We start from the raw sequence: 16,638 nt of genomic DNA, 5'->3' as shown, positions 1-16,638 counted from the left end.
CGATGATAGTGCGGGTTCCCGTGTGAAAGTAGGTCATCGTCAGGCTCTTACAGCCCAGAAAACCCCAGTCAGCTATGACTGGGGTTTTTTGCATTTCGAATTCGAAATCTGAGAAATAAACAAAGCGCGCCAATCCTGAATGGCACGTTTTTCTATTTTGAAACGACCGGGTTCAGATATTGCGAATACCCAGAGCATCCCTCTCGGCCGCGCCTGCGGCAATCAATTCGGCGAGGATATCCTCGGTCAACTGATTCAGTTCTTCATCTGAAAAGAAGCGAAGGCGAATAGCCTCCAGGTAGGGCGTGCCCCTTAACCACGCCGACCAGTCTTCGAGAGCGATGTGCTGCATTTCCAGCAGCTTGAACTTCATCAGCACCTTGATGGCGTGCCGGGCGTGCTTCACTGGATCGCGCTGCAGTCCCGCGAGACGGCGGCGTGCAGTACTCAACGCGCTGCTGACGTTATTGAACACACGGCCGTGCCCAGGAATCACCTGCAGCGGCGCCAGTTTCTCTATGCAATCCAACGTCTCGGCGATTTCGCCAAAAGACGGCTCTCCCGCCAGTTCGGGGAATGCGATGCCAAAACCGTTCTCCCACAGCGCATCCGCGGAGATCAGCGTCCGCGAAACCGGATCGAACAGGATGATCGAATGGGGATCATGGCCAGGCGCGCTGTGAACTTCCCATGCACGGTCGCCAAGCCGGCATTCCGTTCCAGGTTGCAGCAGCCCCGTGAACCGAAAACGAGGACAAGTCTGCCCCGTCGCAAGGAAACTCAGGCCGCGCTCGTCCCAACGCTGCACCAGCGCCGCTTCACCGGGAGGTATATCTGTTCGAAGCGCCGGGTAGCGCAGCTGCAACGCGGCATTTCCCCCGCAATGATCACTGTGCAAATGCGTATTCAGCACGCGATCCAGCGGCCGGGCGCCCAGCGCAGATTCGACCAACGCCAACGTCTGCTCGGCATGCGTGGCATAGCCGGTGTCGACCAGCGCGGTTTCCTCCGCACCGACAAAGAGGATGTTGTTCGACGACAGCCATCCCCGCTCGAACACGACGACATTCGCCGGCAAGCCGGCGCTCGCCGTGGCGTTGCTCATTCAGGCACTCGCGCTGGTGCGAAGTTCGCGCCGCAGGATCTTCCCGACATTGGTTTTCGGCAAGGAATCGCGAAACTCGATGTGCTTCGGCCGCTTGTACCCAGTGAGCTGCCCATTGCAGTACTGCAGCACCGCGTCCTCGGTCAGGTTCGGGTCCCGGCGCACCACGAAGACCTTGATTGCCTCGCCCTGCTTCTCGTCGGGAACGCCCACCGCCGCGCATTCGACAACACCTGGGCATAGCGAAATCACGTTTTCCAACTCATTGGGGAACACGTTGAAGCCACTCACCAGGATCATGTCCTTCTTGCGATCGACGATGCGGCTGTAGCCATCTTCCTGCATCACGGCGATATCGCCCGTCCGCATGAAGCCATCGGCGGTGAACGCGGCCGCGGTCTCGGCCGGCTGGTTGTAGTAGCCCGTCATCACGTTGGGGCCCTTGATGCAGAGCTCGCCCGATTGGCCGACCGGCACCGAGTTCCCTTCGTCGTCCTTGATCGCGATCTCGATGCTCGGTAGCGGAAGCCCGATGGTGCCGGTGAACTTGGTGTTCGACACCGGGTTGTTGGTGCCGATCGCGCAGGTCTCGCTCATGCCCCAGCCTTCGATCATCGGACAGCCGGTCGCCTCGAACCATTTGCGCGCGGTGCCTTCCGACGCAGCCATGCCCCCGGCCTGCGAGACGAACAGCGTCGAGAAGTCGATCGTCTTGAACTGCGGATGCATCAAGAGCGCATTGAACAGCGTGTTCACCGCCGGCAGCATGTGGAACGGCCGTTTCTTCAGCACCGCGATGAACTTGTCGAAGTCGCGCGGGTTCGGGATCAGCGTCATGTGCGAGCCCTGCCGGATCACCAGCAGGCACAGCGTCAACGCGAAGATGTGATACAGCGGCAGCGCCGCGATGCTGTTGACCTTCGCGAGATCACCGGCGCGGGCCAGCGCCGGCGTGAACCAGGCCTCGGCCTGCAGCGTCGCGGCGGCGATGTTGCGATGCGTGAGCACCGCGCCCTTCGACAGCCCGGTCGTGCCGCCGGTGTACTGCAGGAAGGCGATCGAATCGAGCGTGCTCTGGTCGGCCGCCAGCGTGCGTCCACGTCCTTCAGAGATGGCTTGCGTGAACGGCGTCACCGTACGCCCATCGCTCAGCGGCAACTTGTACGGCGGCACCATCTTGGCGAGGTGACGCACGGCCAGCGTGATCCACGCGCCATACAGGCCGCCGAGCAGGTCGCCCATCGAGGTCATGACCACGTGCTTGACCGGCGTGCGCTCGATCACCTGCTCGAGCGTCGAGGCGAAGTTCTCGAGGATGACGATCGCCGTCGCGCCCGAATCCTTGAGCTGATGCTCCAGTTCGCGCGCCGTGTAGAGCGGGTTGACATTCACGCAGGTGTAGCCCGCGCGCAGCACGCCGCACATCGTGACTGCGAACTGCGGGATGTTGGGCAGCATGATCGCCACCCGCGCGCCCGGCTCGAGCCCCTTCGACTGCAGCCAGGCGCCCAGCGCCTTCGACAGCACATCGAGTTCGCCGTAAGTCATCCAGCGCTCCATGCAGACCGAGAACGGCCGGTCCTTGTAGCGACCGAACGCCTCCTCGAACATGTGGGGCAGGGACCGGTATTGCTCGGGATTGATTTCCTCGGGCACGCCGGCCGGATAGTTTTGTCGCGCGGATGTCTGCATGCAAGCTCCTTTGGCGCGGATTGTGGGAGCGAGGTGCTCCCAGCCACCAGCGGGCTTGTCCTAGGGTGCCCGCGCGCGGTGTCGCGCAGGCGATAGCGCCGCTGCGCGGCGCGCGCCCTCTCTCAGGCCTTGCCGGTCTCGCCCGGCAGCAGCACGCCGGGCTCGATGTCGGCCTCGACCGCGAGCGCTTCGTAGATCGGGGTGAAATCCGGCGCCGTGAGATCGAAGAGCTGCGCGAAGTCTTCGATGACGAAGTAGTTGCTCTGGTAGGTGTCGATCTTGTAGCGCGTGCGCATGGCGCGCAGCAGGTCCAGCGGCAACCGGCGCGGCTCATTGCTGAGCACGGCATGCTGGAGTTCGCCCACCGAGCTCAGGATGCCGGCGCCATAGGCGCGCAGGCCGTCTGGCTGGCGAATCAGGCCGAACTCCACCGTGTACCAGTACAGCCGCGAGAGTTTTTCGCCCGCACCCAACTCGTGCGCCTTGATGCCGCCCGCGCCATAGCGCTGCACGTAGTCGGCAAAGGTCGGGTCGAACAGCATCGGCACGTGGCCGAAGAGATCGTGGAACACGTCGGGCTCCACGATGTAGTTGAACTCCTCGGGCTTGCGGATCCAGTCGGTCACCGGGAACTTGCGGTTCGCAAGCAGCGTGAAGAAAGGCAGCTCCGGAATGAGCCCCGGCACCGCGACGATTTCCCAGCCCGTCGCCTTGTGCAGTCGCTCGTTGATTTCATCGAAGTGCGGGATGCGGTCTTTCACGCCCAGCGACGGGAGCGCGTTGATGAACGCATCGCAGGCCAGGCCCGGCAACTGCGCGGCCTGCCGCTCGTAGAGCCGCCGGTAGGTGTCGTGGTCGGCCGCCGTGTAGCTGGCCCAGTCCTGCGGGCAGGTGTAGTCGGCTTGCACCGAGCCGCCGCGCGAGTAGTCGCCGCGCGGCGGGCGATCGGATGCACCATAGACGGCGGGGATGACGGCAGCGGCAGGGGAATCCATGGGGAATCTTGTTTCTCTCTCGGGTTATTTGAGCCAGCGGTCCATCACCCGCTGGAAGTCGCCGCCGGCCTGCTGCAGGTGCAGCCACTGGTCGACGTACGACTTGAAGGCCACGTCGTCGCGCGGCAGCATCCAGGCCATCTCGCCGTATTGCAGCGGCTTGTCGGGGTTCACTGCGCACAGGCCCGGCTTGAGCTTCTGCTGCGTGATGGCCTCCGCCGCCTCGGTGACGAACACGTCGGCGCGGTTGGCGAGGATCTCGTCGAAGATCGTCACGTTCTCGCCGTGCAGCGTCAGCTTCGCTTGCTTGAAGTTGGCACGGGCGAAACGTTCGTTGCTGCCACCCGGGTTGAAGATGACGCGCGTCGAAGGCTGGTCGATGGCGGCGACGCTCTGGTACTTGGCCACGTCGGCGCAGCGCGCGATCGGCGTCTTGCCGTTGACCATGTAGGGCGTGCTGAAGAAGGCGCGCTTCTGGCGGTCGGTGGTGACCGACACGCCGCCCACTGCGATGTCGCACTTGCCTGCGGCGAGGTCGGGCAGCAGGTTGGCCCAGGTGGTCTTGACCCACTCGGGCCTGGCGCCAAGGCTCGCGCTGAAGCCGGTCATCAGGTCGACGTCGATGCCTTCGAACGAGGCATCGGTCTTCTGGAAGCTGAAGGGCTTGTAGTCGCCAGGGGTACAGATGCGCAGCACCGCAGCCTTCTGCACCGAATCCAGGTGCGAGGCGGCTGCGGGCGTTGTTGCCGCCGGTGCCATCGCGCAACCCGAAAGAACGGCGGCAGCCGCCGCGATGAAGGTCAAACCGATCGAAGACGTGCTGCTGCTGCGCATGAAGGCTCCTGGCAAATAAGGGCGGTTGAGGGGGGCCTTATTTTGCGGCGGTCAGCACGCCCCGGCGCATCTGGTCGAGCTCGATGCTCTCGAACAGCGCCTTGAAGTTGCCGTTGCCGAAACCGTCGTCGCCCTTGCGCTGGATGAACTCGAAGAAGATCGGGCCCAGCTGGTTCTCGCTGAAGATCTGCAGAAGCAGCGCGTCCTTCTTGCCGTCGATCAGGATCTTGCGCTTCTTCAGTTCGGCCACGCTCTCGCCATGCTCGGGGATGCGCTTGTCGACCAGTTCGTAGTAGGTGTCGATGGTGTCGAGCAGCACGACGCCCTTGGCACGCATCGCATCGACGGTCTCGTACAGGTTGTCCGAACCCATGGCGATGTGCTGGATGCCTTCGCCCTTGTACATGTCCAGGTACTCCTGGATCTGGCCGGCCTGTTCCTTGCCTTCTTCGTTGATCGGGATGCGGATCTTGCCGCAGGGGCTGGTCATGGCCTTGCTCTTCACGCCGGTGACCTGGCCTTCGATGTCGAAGTACTTGATCTCGCGGAAGTTGAAGAGCTTCTCGTAGAAGCCGGCCCACACGTTCATGCGGCCACGGTACACGTTGTGCGTCAGGTGGTCGACGTAGGTGAGGCCGTTGCCCTTGGTGGCCAGGCCGTCCTGCGAGGACACGCCCGGCAGCGGCTCGAAGTCGACGTCGTAGAAGCCGATGTTGCCGATATCGCCGGGCTTCGCGCCGTTCTTGCCGGGCCAGCGGTCCACCAGGTAGATCAGGCTGTCGCCGACGCCCTTGATGGCGGGGATGTTCAATTCGCCCGGGCCGACCTTGTCGGCGAAGCCCCAGGCGCCCAGCGAGATGGCACGCTCATAGGCCTGCTTGGCGTCCTGCACGCGGAAGGCGATGGCGCAGACGCTCGGGCCGTGCTCGCGGGCGAAGCGCTGCGCGAACGAATCGGGCTCGGCATTCAGGATGAAGTTGATATCGCCCTGGCGGTACAGCAGCACGTTCTTGTGGCGGTGCTTGGCGATGGCCGTGAAACCCATGCGCTCGAACACCTTGCCCATGGCGACCGGGTCCGGCGCCGCGTATTCGATGAATTCGAAGCCGTCGGTCCCCATGGGGTTCTCCCAAGGGGTGAAGGCGGGTGCGTCGGCTTGGCTCATGTGCGGTCTCCAGAAGGATCGATAGACAGGTAAGAGGTGGGCGAAAAACGCCCGTGCTGCAATGTAGGTTGGTTGCCGCTCAAGTTTTCAGCGTTGTCGGGCGCGTTTGATAGCAGATGCGCAGTAAAACTGCAAAAATGGCCCAATGGAAGCACTCGACAAGATTGATAGGCTCATTCTGCGCACGCTGCAAGCAGACGGGCGCGCAACCTACGACCAGCTCGCGGAGCAGGTCAGCCTGTCGCCCAGCGCCGTGCTGCGGCGGGTCAAGCGCCTGGAGGAAAGCAAGGTGATCGACCGCTACGTCGCCCTCGTGCGTCCCGAGGTGATCGGCCTGGGCCTCACGGCCTACCTCAATGTGCGGCTCGAAAAGCACACCGAGACCCACAAGCGCAACCCGATGGACCTGTTCCGCGCCAGCGTCCAGACCTGGCCAGAGGTGGTCGAATGCGCCGCACTCACGGGCGACATGGACTACCTGTTGCGCGTCGTGGTGGCCGACATGGCGCACTACAGCCGCTTCATCATGGACACCCTGCTCAAGCACCCCAGCGTCGAAGACTGCAAGACCAGCTTCGTGCTGGACCGTGTCAAAGCCACAACAGCCGTACCCGTTTAACCACGAAGTGGTTGCTCGGGCGCCACGTGTTCTGGTAATGGGTCACGAATGTGTCTTGGAAGTGTCCTTGGTGGGTTGTTGGTTAAGGGAAAACCCTTACATTTGAGCCATGCTTACCGCCAAGACCCTCCTCAAAGCGTCTCTCGGCCTCGGCTCTTTCCTGAAAGCGCCGATGGTTGAGACCCAGCCACGCGCTGTCTCTTCGCCCCAGCCCGTCATGGTGCCGATCCGCTCGATCGGCCCCCGCGAGCGGGAGCGCATCGCGCAGCACCTGCTGGCGCTGACCCCCCACGACCGTTACCTGCGCTTCGGCTATGCCGCGGCCGACGAGCAGGTCCAGCGCTATGTCGACAGCCTCGATTTCGAGCGCGACGAGATGTTCGGCATCTACAACCGCCGCCTCGAACTGATCGCGATGTCCCACCTGGCTTTCGCGCCGGGCGACCAGCACAGCGACTGCGCCGAATTCGGTGTTTCGGTCTCCGCGCACGCCCGCGGCCGCGGCTACGGCGCGCGCCTGTTCGAGCGCGCGGTGGTCGTCGCCCGCAACGAAGGCGTGGGCATGCTCTTCATCCACGCGCTGAGCGAAAACGCCGCCATGCTCAAGATCGCCCGCAACGCCGGCGCGACCGTGGTGCGCAGCGGTGCCGAAGCCGAAGCGCATCTGCAACTGCCGGAGGCCACCTTCGACAGTCGCATGAGCCAGATCTCGCTGGAGCACTACGCGGCGGTCGACTTCGCCCTGAAGAGCCGCGCCAAGCAGTTCTGGGCCTTCCTCGCGAGCCTGCAGGAAGTGCGCAGCGGCATGCGCGATGCCCGCAGCAAATCTGCCCCCTGAGCGCCCCGAAACGGCCTATGCCGAGCGGGCGGTAGAGCGTGTCACACGCAATCCGTTATCCTTGTCCCTCCTCAACTCCGCCCTCCCGCAGTGGCCGAACCTCACCCTGAACGCGCACCCGTAGAACGGGAAGACAAGCGCGGCTTCCTCCAGAAGCTTGCCGAATTCATCCACCCTGGTCCCGACTCGCGCGACGAGCTGATCGAAACCTTGGCCGATGCCGAGGACAACGAGGTGATTGGCGCCGAGTCGCGCGTGATGCTCGAAGGCGTGCTGCGCATGGCCGACATGACTGCCGGCGACGTCATGGTTGCCGCGCCGCGCATGGACCTGGTGAACATCGATGCGCCGTTCGATGCGCTGCTGCACCTCATCATCGACACCGCGCATTCGCGCTTTCCGGTGTACGAGGGCGAAAAAGAAAACATCATCGGCATCCTGCTGGCGAAGGACCTGCTCAAGCTGCAGCGCGCGCCGGGCCTGAACATTCGCGCTCTGTTGCGCCCGGCCACCTTCGTGCCCGAGAGCAAGGGCCTGAACGATCTCCTGCGCGAGTTCCGCGGCAACCGCAATCACCTGGCCATCGTCATCGACGAGTTCGGCCGCGTGGCCGGCCTCATCACCATCGAGGACGTGCTCGAGCAGATCGTCGGCGAAATCGAGGACGAGTTCGACATCGCCGAGGACGAGGGCGACATCTTCGGCCTGGCCGACCACACCTACCGTGTCTCGGGCGACACGCCCATCGAGCGCGTGGCCGAGGCCTTCGGCATCGTGTTCGACGAAGAGCAACTGAGCGAAGACTTCGACACCATCGGCGGCCTCATCGCGCATGAGATGGGCCACGTGCCCAAGCGCGGCGAGCACCATGCGATGGGCGGCTTCGACTTCGTGGTGCTGCACACCAAGGGCGGCGCAGTGCGCTGGTTCAAGGTGTCGCCGGCACGCGGCGGCGACGCGGCCGACTGATGCCGCTGCCCGCGGCGGCGACGGCGCGTATCTCGCCTGCTTCTCCTGTGATGGCCTGGCTTCGGCTGCTCGGGTTCGGGTTGGCCGGATTGGCGCAGTCGCTGTCGATCGCCTGGCCGCTCGGCGGAAGGCCGCTGTGGTGGCTGCAGCTGCTTTCGATGGGGGCGCTGGTCTGGCTGCTCGCCAGCCTGCGTGCCGAGGGCGCCGGCTGGCGCCGCGCCGGGCTTCACGCCTGGCTCTTCTCGACCACCTGGCTCGCCGGCAGCTTCTGGTGGCTCTTCATTTCGATGCACACCTACGGCGGGCTGCCGGCGCCGCTCGCCGCCATCGCCGTGCTGGCGCTCGCCGCCGCGCTGGGGCTCTACTACGCCGTGGCTGCCGCATGGTTCGTGGTGCGCGGCCCGAAGGGACGCGTGACCGGCGCGCTGGTCTTCGCCGCGCTGTGGACGCTCGCCGAGCTCGTGCGCGGCAGCTGGTTCACCGGCTTTCCCTGGGGCGCGGGCGGCTATGCGCATGTGGAAGGCCCGCTCGCCGCATGGGCGCCGTGGATCGGCGTCTATGGCATCGGCGCCGTCGCGGCGCTCGCGATGGCGCTCGTTGCGCTGGGCTCCCTTCCGCGCCGCACCGAGGTCGTGCAGGGGCTGGTGCTGATCGCACTCGTGTTCGGACTCCCTCATTTCGCGCCCTCGCTGCGGGGCGCCGGCAGCGGCAGCCTCCAGGTCGCCCTCCTGCAAGGCAATATCCCGCAAGACGAGAAATTCATCCCCGGTGGCGGCATCGAGACCGCCCTGCGCTGGTACGGCGAACAACTGCGCGATGCCAAGGCCTCGCTCGTCGTCACGCCCGAAACCGCTGTGCCGCTGCTGCCCCAGCAATTGCCGGCCGGCTACCTCGAGGCGATCCAGGCGCGCTACAGCAGCGGCACGCAAGCGGCCATCGTCGGCCTGCCGCTGGGCGGGCGCGGCGGCTACAGCAACGCGGTGCTCGGCTTCCAGCCCGGTGCCTCGCAGCCTTACCAATACAGCAAGCACCACCTCGTGCCCTTCGGCGAATTCATCCCGCCGGGCTTCCGCTGGTTCATCCAGATGATGAACATCCCGCTCGGCGATTTCCAGCGCGGCGGCCTCGCGCAGGCCCCGTTCGTCTGGCAGGGCCAGCGCATCGCGCCGAACATCTGCTACGAAGACTTGTTCGGCGACGAGATCGGCGCGAACTTCCGCGACGAGGCCAAGGCGCCGACCATCCTGCTCAACGTGAGCAACATCGCGTGGTTCGGCGACTCGGTCGCCATCGACGAGCACCTGTCCATCTCGCGCATGCGCTCGCTCGAATTCGCGCGGCCGATGGTGCGTGCCACCAACACCGGCGCCACCGTCGTCATCGACGCCGAAGGTCGCGTGACGCACCAGTTGCCGCGCCTCACGCGCGGCGTGCTCGAAGCCACGGTCGAAGGCCGCACCGGACTCACGCCGTACGCGCGCTGGGTGGCGCCGTTCGGCCTGTGGCCGTTGTGGATCGCGATGCTCGCCATCGTCGGCATCGCCTTCGCGCTGGGCCGCCGCCAGCGCTGAACGCCTTCAGGCCGCCTGCCGCACTGGCCAGTCGCGCAGCTTGCCGGGGTTCAGCAAGCCCATCGGGTCGAAGCGCTTCTTCACCGCGATCACCTCGGCCGGCAGCGGCCCGCCGGCCTTGCCGTCTTCCACGATGTTCACGTGCGGGTTGTTGATGTGCACGTTGTGCGCGCGGTGGATGTCGATGATCTCGGCGAGCCGCTCCTCGGTGCTGAAGCGCACCAGCTGAAGCCCGCTGCAGGTCATGAGACCCGCCACGTTGCGGATGAACTCGATGTGCATCATCACCTCGCCGCCCAGCAGCTTTTCCATCTCGATGATCTGCTCGACATGCCTGCCGGGAATGAAACCGCTCTGCAGGTAAGTCAGCGTCGGATCGATCTTCAGCGCATGCAGCGTGGTGTGGTTCCAGGTGAACTCCATCAGCGTGCGGTTGCTTTTCTGCACCTCGGCTGCGGTCTTGCGGTAGCTCACGGTGCCGCCATGCGCCTCGGCCAGTTGCAGCAGCGCCGGCTCGCACGATTCCGCCACCAGCGACAGCACCGTGTGGCAGCCCTTGGGCAGGTGCGCCGCGAGCTGCGCGAGGTGATCGGAGATCGGCGCCGCGAAGAACGCGATCTCGCGCTTGACGATGCCCGGCCCGTTCGCGAGCTTGTCGGCGAAATGCAGCGCGTTCTCGAAGTCGTCGAAAGTCACCAGCGTCTCGAGCCACGGATGCGCGGGCGCCAATGCAACCTCGAGCTCCAGCACGAGCCCGTTGGTGCCCCACAGGTGGTGCATGCGCATCGCCTCGGCACCGCGCAGCTCGACCACCTGCGGCTCGGGCTCGATCGTCATCGCGCGGATGCCCAGCACGTTGCCGGGCGCGCCGAGCGGCCCGTAGTTGATCGAGCCCACGCCGCCGAAGCCGCCGCCGAAAAGCCCGCCCAGCGTCGCGCTGCGGTAGGTGGACGGCACGCAGCGCATCTCCTGGCCCGAAGGCTTCGTCTGCTTCTCCAGTTCGCCGAGTCGGATGCCGGCCTGCGCACGCGCCACGCCGGGCTGCACCCAGAGGCAGGCGTTGTAGCCCGTCATGTCGAGCACCACGCCGCCCGCGAGCGGCGTGGTCTGTCCGTAGTTGCCGGTGCCGCTGCCGCGAATGACGATCGGCACGCCGCGGCGCGCGCACGCACCCACCACGGAGCGAATCTCGTCTTCGCTGCGCGGTCGCACGACGACATCGGCGCGCTTGTCCTTCAGCTGGCGGTTCAGCACCGGGCTGAACCACGAGAAATCCTGCGAGAGCCGCGTGACGCGCCCTTCGTCGGTGATCCAGTCGAGGTCGGGCAGTTCGAGCAGCAGTTGCTCGATGGAAGAAGCGGGAGCGTTCATGGTCGTCGTCGATGTCAGCAATATCAGTCTTGGGAAAGTTCGCTCGCATGCCAGGAGCCCAGCGCCACCTTGGTGAGCCAGGCCATCAGCACGAAGAGCGCCACGCCGGTCAGCGAGATGAGCAGCAGTGCAGCGAACATGCGCGGAATGTTGAGCTGGAAGCCCGCCTGCAGGATCTGGTAGGCCAGCCCCGCGCCAGAGCCGCCCGTGCCTGCGACAAATTCCGCCACCACAGCACCGATCAGCGCGAGGCCGCTGGAGATGCGCAGGCCCCCGAAGAAGTACGGCAGCGCGCTCGGAATGCGAAGCCGCACCAGCTGCTGCCAGCGGGTCGCGCGGTTCAGCTTGAAGTAGCTCTGCAGATCGGGGTCGATGCTGCGCAGCCCCAGCGTCGTGTTGCTGATGATCGGGAACAGCGCCACCAGCGCAGCGCACACCGTCATCGCCGCCACCGGGTTCTTCACCCAGATGATGATGAGCGGCGCCACCGCGACGATGGGCGTTACCTGCAGCAGCACCGCGTACGGGAAGAGCGCGGTTTCGATGCGCTTGCTCTGCACGAAGAGGAACGAGATCAGCACGCCGGCCACCGTCGCCAGCGCGAACGACAGCACCGTGATCTTGAGCGTGACCAGCAACGCGTTGCCGAGAGGTACCCAGTCGGTCACCAGCGTCTGCATCATGAGATACGGCGAGGGTACGAGGTAGGGCGGCAACTCCATCGCCACCACCATCCATTGCCACAGCGCCACGAGCACCACGCCGATCAGCACGGGGTACAACACGCGCTGCACGCGCGGTTGGTTCAGAAGGGGCGTTTGCTTCATTGCGCGTGCTCCTCGTCGCCCTGGCTTGCGCGCAGCAGGCTGTCCTGCAGCCGCTTCGCATACTTCGCGAACTCGGGCGTCACCATGAAGTCGGCGCTGCGCGGGTAGGGCTCGTCGATCTGGAACTGCTCCACCACGCGCCCCGGCCGCGCGGCCATCATCACCACGCGGCTCGACAGGAACACCGCCTCATGGATCGAGTGCGTCACGAAGATCACCGTCAGTTTCTTCTTGCGCCAGAGCTCGAGCAGGTCGGCATCGAGCTTGTGGCGCGTGATTTCGTCGAGCGCACCGAAGGGCTCGTCCATCAAGAGAAGATCGGGCTGTGTGACGAGCCCGCGCGCGATCGACACGCGCATCTGCATGCCGCCCGAGAGCGCACGCGGCAACGCACTGGCGAACTTCTCCAGCCCCACGAGTGCCAGGGATTCCGTCACTCGCGCATCCGCCTCCTTGCGCTGCACGCCGGCAAGGTCCAGCGGCAGCCGCACATTGGTCTGCACGCTGGCCCACGGCATCAGCGTGGGCGACTGGAACACGAACGACATGCGCCGCGCGCTGTCGTGCAACTGGCTCACCGGCTTGCGCCACACCAGGAGGCGCCCGTCGCTCGGCTCCAGCATGCCCGCCACCATCTTCAGCAGCGTGCTCTTGCCGCAGCCCGAAGGCCCGAGCAGCGTGACGAACTCGCCTTCGGCGATCGACAGGTCCACCGGCAACAGCGCCTGCGTGCCGTTGGGGTAGGTTTTCTCGGCCGAGAGCACTTCCACCGCGGGCACGGCGGGGGCCGTCGGCGGCGCGAGGGTGTGGGGTTCGATGCGGTTCATGGAAGGCGAAGGCTCAGGGAATGACCTTGGCGTCTTTCACGAACTCGGTCGTGTAGGTCTTGGCCAGTTCGACCTTCGCGGGGTCCAGAAGCTTCGCGCTCACGAGAAAGTCGTAGCTCGCCTTCGCCCGCGCATCGGTGATCACGCCGATGCCCAGCTTGGCCGCGTCGCCGCCCGTGATCATTCCCATCTCCTTGAGCTTGGCCACGCTGTAGGCCAGCTGGTCGTCGGTCATGTTGGGGTTGTCCTTCTTGATGAGCGCATTGGCGGGCGCGGGGTCGGCGAGGTAGCTCTTCCAGCCCTCGGCCGAGGCCTTCACGAACGCGGCGACCTGCTTGCTGCGGTCCTTCACCGTCTTCTCCATGCACGACACCGTGGTCGCGTAGGCGGGGAAGCCGTGGTCGCTGAACATCAGCACCGTGCTCTTCACGCCTGCCTTCTGAATGGCATAGGGCTCGGAGGTCAGGTAGCCCTGCTGCGCGGTGTTCTTGTCCGCCACGAAGGGCTGGATGTTGAAGGTGTAGGGCCGCGTCTGTTCATCGGTGAGGCCGAACTTCGCCTTCAGCCACGGCCAGTAGCCGCGGTTGGCCTGCGCGCCGATCAGGAGCGTCTTGCCCTTGAGGTCTTCGAACTTCTTCACGTCGTCGTGCGCGATCAGCACCTGCGGGTCCTTCTGGAAGAAGGCCGCGACGTTGACCACCGGCACGCCGCCCTCGCGCACCTGCATCATCTGGATGTCGCTCGAACCCATGATGCAGTCGGCTTGGCCGGCCGCCATCATCTGCGTGATGTTGACCTGCGGGCCGCCCATCTTGATGGTCACGTCCAGCCCGTACTTCTTGTAGATGCCCTGCGCCACCGCCTGGTAGAAGCCGCCGTGCTCGGCCTGCGCGTACCAGTTGGTCATGTAGGTGAATTTGTCCTGGGCCTGCGCCGGCGCGGCAGCGGCGAGGAGGGAAAGCGCGGCGGCGCCGGCCAGGGAAAGAGCGAAGGAACGCATGGTGGGGACCTCTCGTAGGCAGGATTGAAAGAACAGAGAAAAGGGCCGATGCAAGGCGTGCGCCTCAGGCCGGCACGAACGACTGCTGGATGAAGCCCTGCTGGTGGCCGCGCTCCCAGGTGGGCTCCTCGCGCACCACCCAGCGCAGCGCATGCAGCTCGGTCAGCGCCTGCACCCAGCTGTCGGACAGCGTCTCCAGGATCTCGATGCCCTGTTCGCGCGTGGCGCTGGTCGGGTCGCCGATGACGCCGCTCGGGCCGAAATCGCGCGCGGTCCATGCGCAGGCCGGGCGGCCGTCGGCCGACAGCAGCTTGATCGGGAAGGGCGGCGGAAAGTTGGCCGCGGCACGCTCCATGTGCACCGTGTCGGGTGCGAGCGCGAGCATCAGCGCCGTCTCGGAATGGCCGGCGTGCATCGACAGGCGTTTCTCTTGCTCGCTGATCTGCTTGCTGGACGCATTCGGCAGGCGCGACACGCCGTGCGGCACCACCACGAAGTCGCCATGCCGCAGCCGCAGTTCGCGCGCCGCCATCTCCAGCACCTGCGGCTGGCCGCCATGGCCGTTGGCGAACAACAGCTTGCGAAAGCCCGCGCGGTAGACCGACTCGCCGATCTCGGTCACGGTCGAGAGCAGCGTGGTGCCGGTCAGCGTCATCGTGCCGGGAAAGTGCAGGTGCTCTTCCGACTTGCCGTAGGTGATGGTGGGCAGCGCGAAGGCGCGCACCTCGGCGGGCAGCTTCTCGAGCGCCCGGCCCATCACGCCCGAGGCGATCACGCTGTCGACCGAGCACGGCAGGTGCGGGCCGTGCTGCTCGATGGCGCCGCAGGGCAGCACGATGACCGTGTTCTCGCGGTCGGGGAGCGCCGCGATTTCGGTCCAGCTCAGGTAGGGCAGGAAGCGGTGGGGCGGGATGTAGCCGTGGAGCATGGGAATCCTTGCTTGTTCTTTACTTGGGGAAAAAAGGTGTCGCGTCGCCGTGCGTCACGCGGCCGTCGCGCAGCACCACGCGGGTGGCGGTGCGCGAGGGCCAGCCGTGGCGATCGGCCTGCGTGAAGAGCACCAGGTCGGCCTTTGCGCCGACCAGCGTGGGCGTCGTTGTGGCGGGTGCGCGTTGCAGCCAGTCGCTGCGGCACAGCGCCTGCGACCAGTTGTCGAAGGGTTCGTCGAGTTGCGCGACCAGCGCGGCCGTGCCCAGCGCCTCGACGGGGTCGAAGCTGCCGAGGCGGCAGAACGGGTCTTGCACGTTGTCGCTCGCGAACAGGAGTGGAATGCCGCGCTCGCGCGCTTCCTTCACGAGCGTGATGCCGCGCAGCCGCGGCGTGCGGCCCGTGACCGCGTCCTGCAGCAGCAGGTTGGTCGCGGGCAGCGAGACCACGGTGATCGGCGCACGCGCCACCGCATCGAGCGTGGCGAAGGCCTGCGACTCAGGCTGTGCCGCGAGCGCACAGATGTGGCCGCAGACCACGCGGCCTTCGAAGCCGATTTCCCGCAGAAGGCGCGCTGTGGCCTGCAGGCCTACCGCCGAGGCATTGAGTTCTTCGTCGACATGCAGGTCGATGTCCAGGTCGCAGGCCTGCGCTGCATTGAGCAGGTTGCGCAGCGCGTTCTCGCTCCAGTTGGTCGAATGCACGAAACCGCCGAGCAGCGCATGCGGGCCTGTGGCCTTGACCTGTTTCGCAAGCCGCAATGCCTGTGCCGCGTCTTCGAACAGCGGCAGCTTGATCAGGCTGACCTGCTCCAGCCGCACCCTGTCCGCCCATTCCTGTGCGAGCTCGGCCAGCACCGGCCAGGCCAGCGGCACCGCATCGGGCTCCCACCAGTCGACGTGCGTGCGCACATGCGTGGTGCCGCATTCCCACGCCCACTGCAGGCCGCGCGCGGCGCGCTCGCGCACGTCGGCGGGGCTCCAGTGCACGCGGTCGGCGAGCATCGCGTCGATGGCGCCGAGCAGGCCCGGCCGCACATCTTTCATGCGCGGGAGCGTGAAGGCCTTGTCGAGGTGCGTGTGGGCATCGACGAAGCCGGGGAGCACGAGGGTGCCGGCGAGGTCCCAGCTTCGGGGCGAGGGCGTTGCCTCGCCGGCAGGGTGCACCGATTGCACGCGCCCCGCATCGAGCGCGATGCGCGCGAGCGCCGGTATGCCATCGCGTTGCGGCCAGTCCGAGGGCAGCAACCAGCGCGGCAGCCGCGCGTTGTCGAGCAGCACGGGCGCGTTCATGCGAAGCGCGCCATGGCCTGGCCGACGTGCGCCATGAAGCGCTTGAGCTGGGGCTCGGTCGCCACGTTCATGTGGTACTGGGCGTGGTAGTCCACCTTGGCCCGCTGGCCGGTGAGCCGCTTCATGTAGCGCGTGACGATCTTGCGCGGCGGATCGCCCATGTACCAGGCCATCCAGCGCGGCCGGCCGTAGGTGACCACGGCGCTGATGCGCTTGATGTGCGTGAGCATCGGCTTCACATTCGCCGGGTCGCTGATGTCGAAGGCCACGCCTGGCATGAAGAGCCGGTCGAAGTAGCCCTTGAGCATCGCCGGCAGCCCGAAGCACCACGTCGGAAAGCAGAACACGATGCCCTCGGCCCACTGCAGCCGCTCCACGTACGGCTTGAGCGGCAGCTGGTTGCCGGGCACATCGTGGTAGCCCAGCCGCTCCTCGCGCGAAAGCACCGGATCGAAGCCCTCGGCGTACAGGTCGCAGTCGTCCACCTCGTGCCCGGCCGCGCGCAGGTTCTTCAGCACTTCCTGGTGCAGGGCCGCATGGAAGCTGGTTTCGACCGGGTGGCAGTAGACGACGAGCACGCGCATGGTGTGTTTGACCGCTTAATCA

The 16,638-nt window shown here is 65.8% G+C and carries 16 protein-coding genes; 4 read left to right on the top strand and 12 right to left on the bottom strand.

The window, feature by feature from the left end; translation table 11 throughout:
* Positions 1–172 precede the first annotated feature (172 nt).
* The 5 genes from J2W23_RS14610 to hppD form a co-directional block, all read right to left on the bottom strand.
* Positions 173–1,105 (bottom strand): MBL fold metallo-hydrolase, encoded by a 933-nt coding sequence (locus J2W23_RS14610; RefSeq protein WP_176661537.1) that lies wholly within the window; start codon positions 1,103–1,105, stop codon positions 173–175.
* Complete coding sequence (locus tag J2W23_RS14605; RefSeq protein ID WP_176661538.1) at positions 1,106–2,797, bottom strand: AMP-binding protein; 1,692 nt, start codon at positions 2,795–2,797, stop codon at positions 1,106–1,108. It abuts the gene before it with no gap.
* 122 nt (positions 2,798–2,919) lie between these two features.
* A complete protein-coding gene (gene phhA, locus J2W23_RS14600) occupies positions 2,920–3,792 on the bottom strand; it encodes a phenylalanine 4-monooxygenase (protein WP_307649231.1) in 873 nt (290 codons plus the stop codon).
* A 24-nt stretch (positions 3,793–3,816) separates the two neighbouring features.
* A complete protein-coding gene (locus J2W23_RS14595; protein WP_307649230.1) occupies positions 3,817–4,626 on the bottom strand; it encodes a transporter substrate-binding domain-containing protein in 810 nt (269 codons plus the stop codon).
* Between the two features lie 37 nt (positions 4,627–4,663).
* On the bottom strand, positions 4,664–5,791 hold the full coding sequence (gene hppD / locus J2W23_RS14590) for a 4-hydroxyphenylpyruvate dioxygenase (protein WP_307649229.1): 1,128 nt from the start codon (positions 5,789–5,791) through the stop codon (positions 4,664–4,666).
* 145 nt (positions 5,792–5,936) lie between these two features.
* Here hppD and J2W23_RS14585 point away from each other — a divergent pair, with 145 nt between their 5' ends.
* The 4 genes from J2W23_RS14585 (at position 5,937) to lnt (ending at position 9,788) form a co-directional block, all read left to right on the top strand.
* A complete protein-coding gene (locus J2W23_RS14585) occupies positions 5,937–6,410 on the top strand; it encodes an Lrp/AsnC family transcriptional regulator (protein ID WP_013543779.1) in 474 nt (157 codons plus the stop codon).
* Positions 6,411–6,519: 109 nt separating this feature from the next.
* Complete coding sequence (locus J2W23_RS14580; RefSeq protein WP_176661542.1) at positions 6,520–7,248, top strand: GNAT family N-acetyltransferase; 729 nt, start codon at positions 6,520–6,522, stop codon at positions 7,246–7,248.
* 90 nt (positions 7,249–7,338) lie between these two features.
* Positions 7,339–8,217 (top strand): HlyC/CorC family transporter, encoded by an 879-nt coding sequence (locus tag J2W23_RS14575; protein ID WP_176661543.1) that lies wholly within the window; start codon positions 7,339–7,341, stop codon positions 8,215–8,217.
* On the top strand, positions 8,217–9,788 hold the full coding sequence (gene lnt / locus J2W23_RS14570) for an apolipoprotein N-acyltransferase (protein ID WP_307649228.1): 1,572 nt from the start codon (positions 8,217–8,219) through the stop codon (positions 9,786–9,788). The genes J2W23_RS14575 and lnt overlap by 1 nt, the downstream gene beginning before the upstream one ends.
* A 6-nt stretch (positions 9,789–9,794) precedes the next feature.
* Here lnt and J2W23_RS14565 read toward each other — a convergent pair whose 3' ends face one another.
* From J2W23_RS14565 to J2W23_RS14535, 7 genes are all read right to left on the bottom strand, one after another.
* The gene (locus J2W23_RS14565) at positions 9,795–11,159 is read right to left on the bottom strand and encodes an FAD-binding oxidoreductase (protein ID WP_176661545.1); all 1,365 of its coding nucleotides are present in this window, start codon (positions 11,157–11,159) and stop codon (positions 9,795–9,797) included.
* A gap of 23 nt (positions 11,160–11,182) precedes the next feature.
* Entirely contained in the window at positions 11,183–11,986 is an 804-nt protein-coding gene (locus tag J2W23_RS14560) for an ABC transporter permease (protein WP_307649227.1), read from the bottom strand.
* Positions 11,983–12,813 (bottom strand): ABC transporter ATP-binding protein, encoded by an 831-nt coding sequence (locus J2W23_RS14555; RefSeq protein ID WP_307649226.1) that lies wholly within the window; start codon positions 12,811–12,813, stop codon positions 11,983–11,985. The genes J2W23_RS14560 and J2W23_RS14555 overlap by 4 nt, the downstream gene beginning before the upstream one ends.
* A gap of 13 nt (positions 12,814–12,826) precedes the next feature.
* Complete coding sequence (locus tag J2W23_RS14550) at positions 12,827–13,813, bottom strand: ABC transporter substrate-binding protein (protein ID WP_176661548.1); 987 nt, start codon at positions 13,811–13,813, stop codon at positions 12,827–12,829.
* A 64-nt stretch (positions 13,814–13,877) separates the two neighbouring features.
* Positions 13,878–14,741: a creatininase family protein gene (locus J2W23_RS14545; protein WP_176661549.1), complete on the bottom strand. Its 864-nt coding sequence runs from the start codon at positions 14,739–14,741 to the stop codon at positions 13,878–13,880.
* A 19-nt stretch (positions 14,742–14,760) separates the two neighbouring features.
* Entirely contained in the window at positions 14,761–16,032 is a 1,272-nt protein-coding gene (locus tag J2W23_RS14540; protein ID WP_307649225.1) for an amidohydrolase family protein, read from the bottom strand.
* Positions 16,029–16,616 carry an NAD(P)H-dependent oxidoreductase gene (locus J2W23_RS14535; RefSeq protein WP_307649224.1) on the bottom strand — a complete coding sequence of 196 codons (588 nt, stop codon included), beginning with the start codon at positions 16,614–16,616 and terminating at the stop codon, positions 16,029–16,031. The genes J2W23_RS14540 and J2W23_RS14535 overlap by 4 nt, the downstream gene beginning before the upstream one ends.
* Positions 16,617–16,638: the final 22 nt, after the last annotated feature.

Source organism: Variovorax boronicumulans, assembly GCF_030812215.1.
Classification (GTDB): domain Bacteria; phylum Pseudomonadota; class Gammaproteobacteria; order Burkholderiales; family Burkholderiaceae_C; genus Variovorax; species Variovorax boronicumulans_C.
Note: the sequence above shows the minus strand (reverse complement) of the source record. Positions and strands in the feature narration are given on the sequence as shown.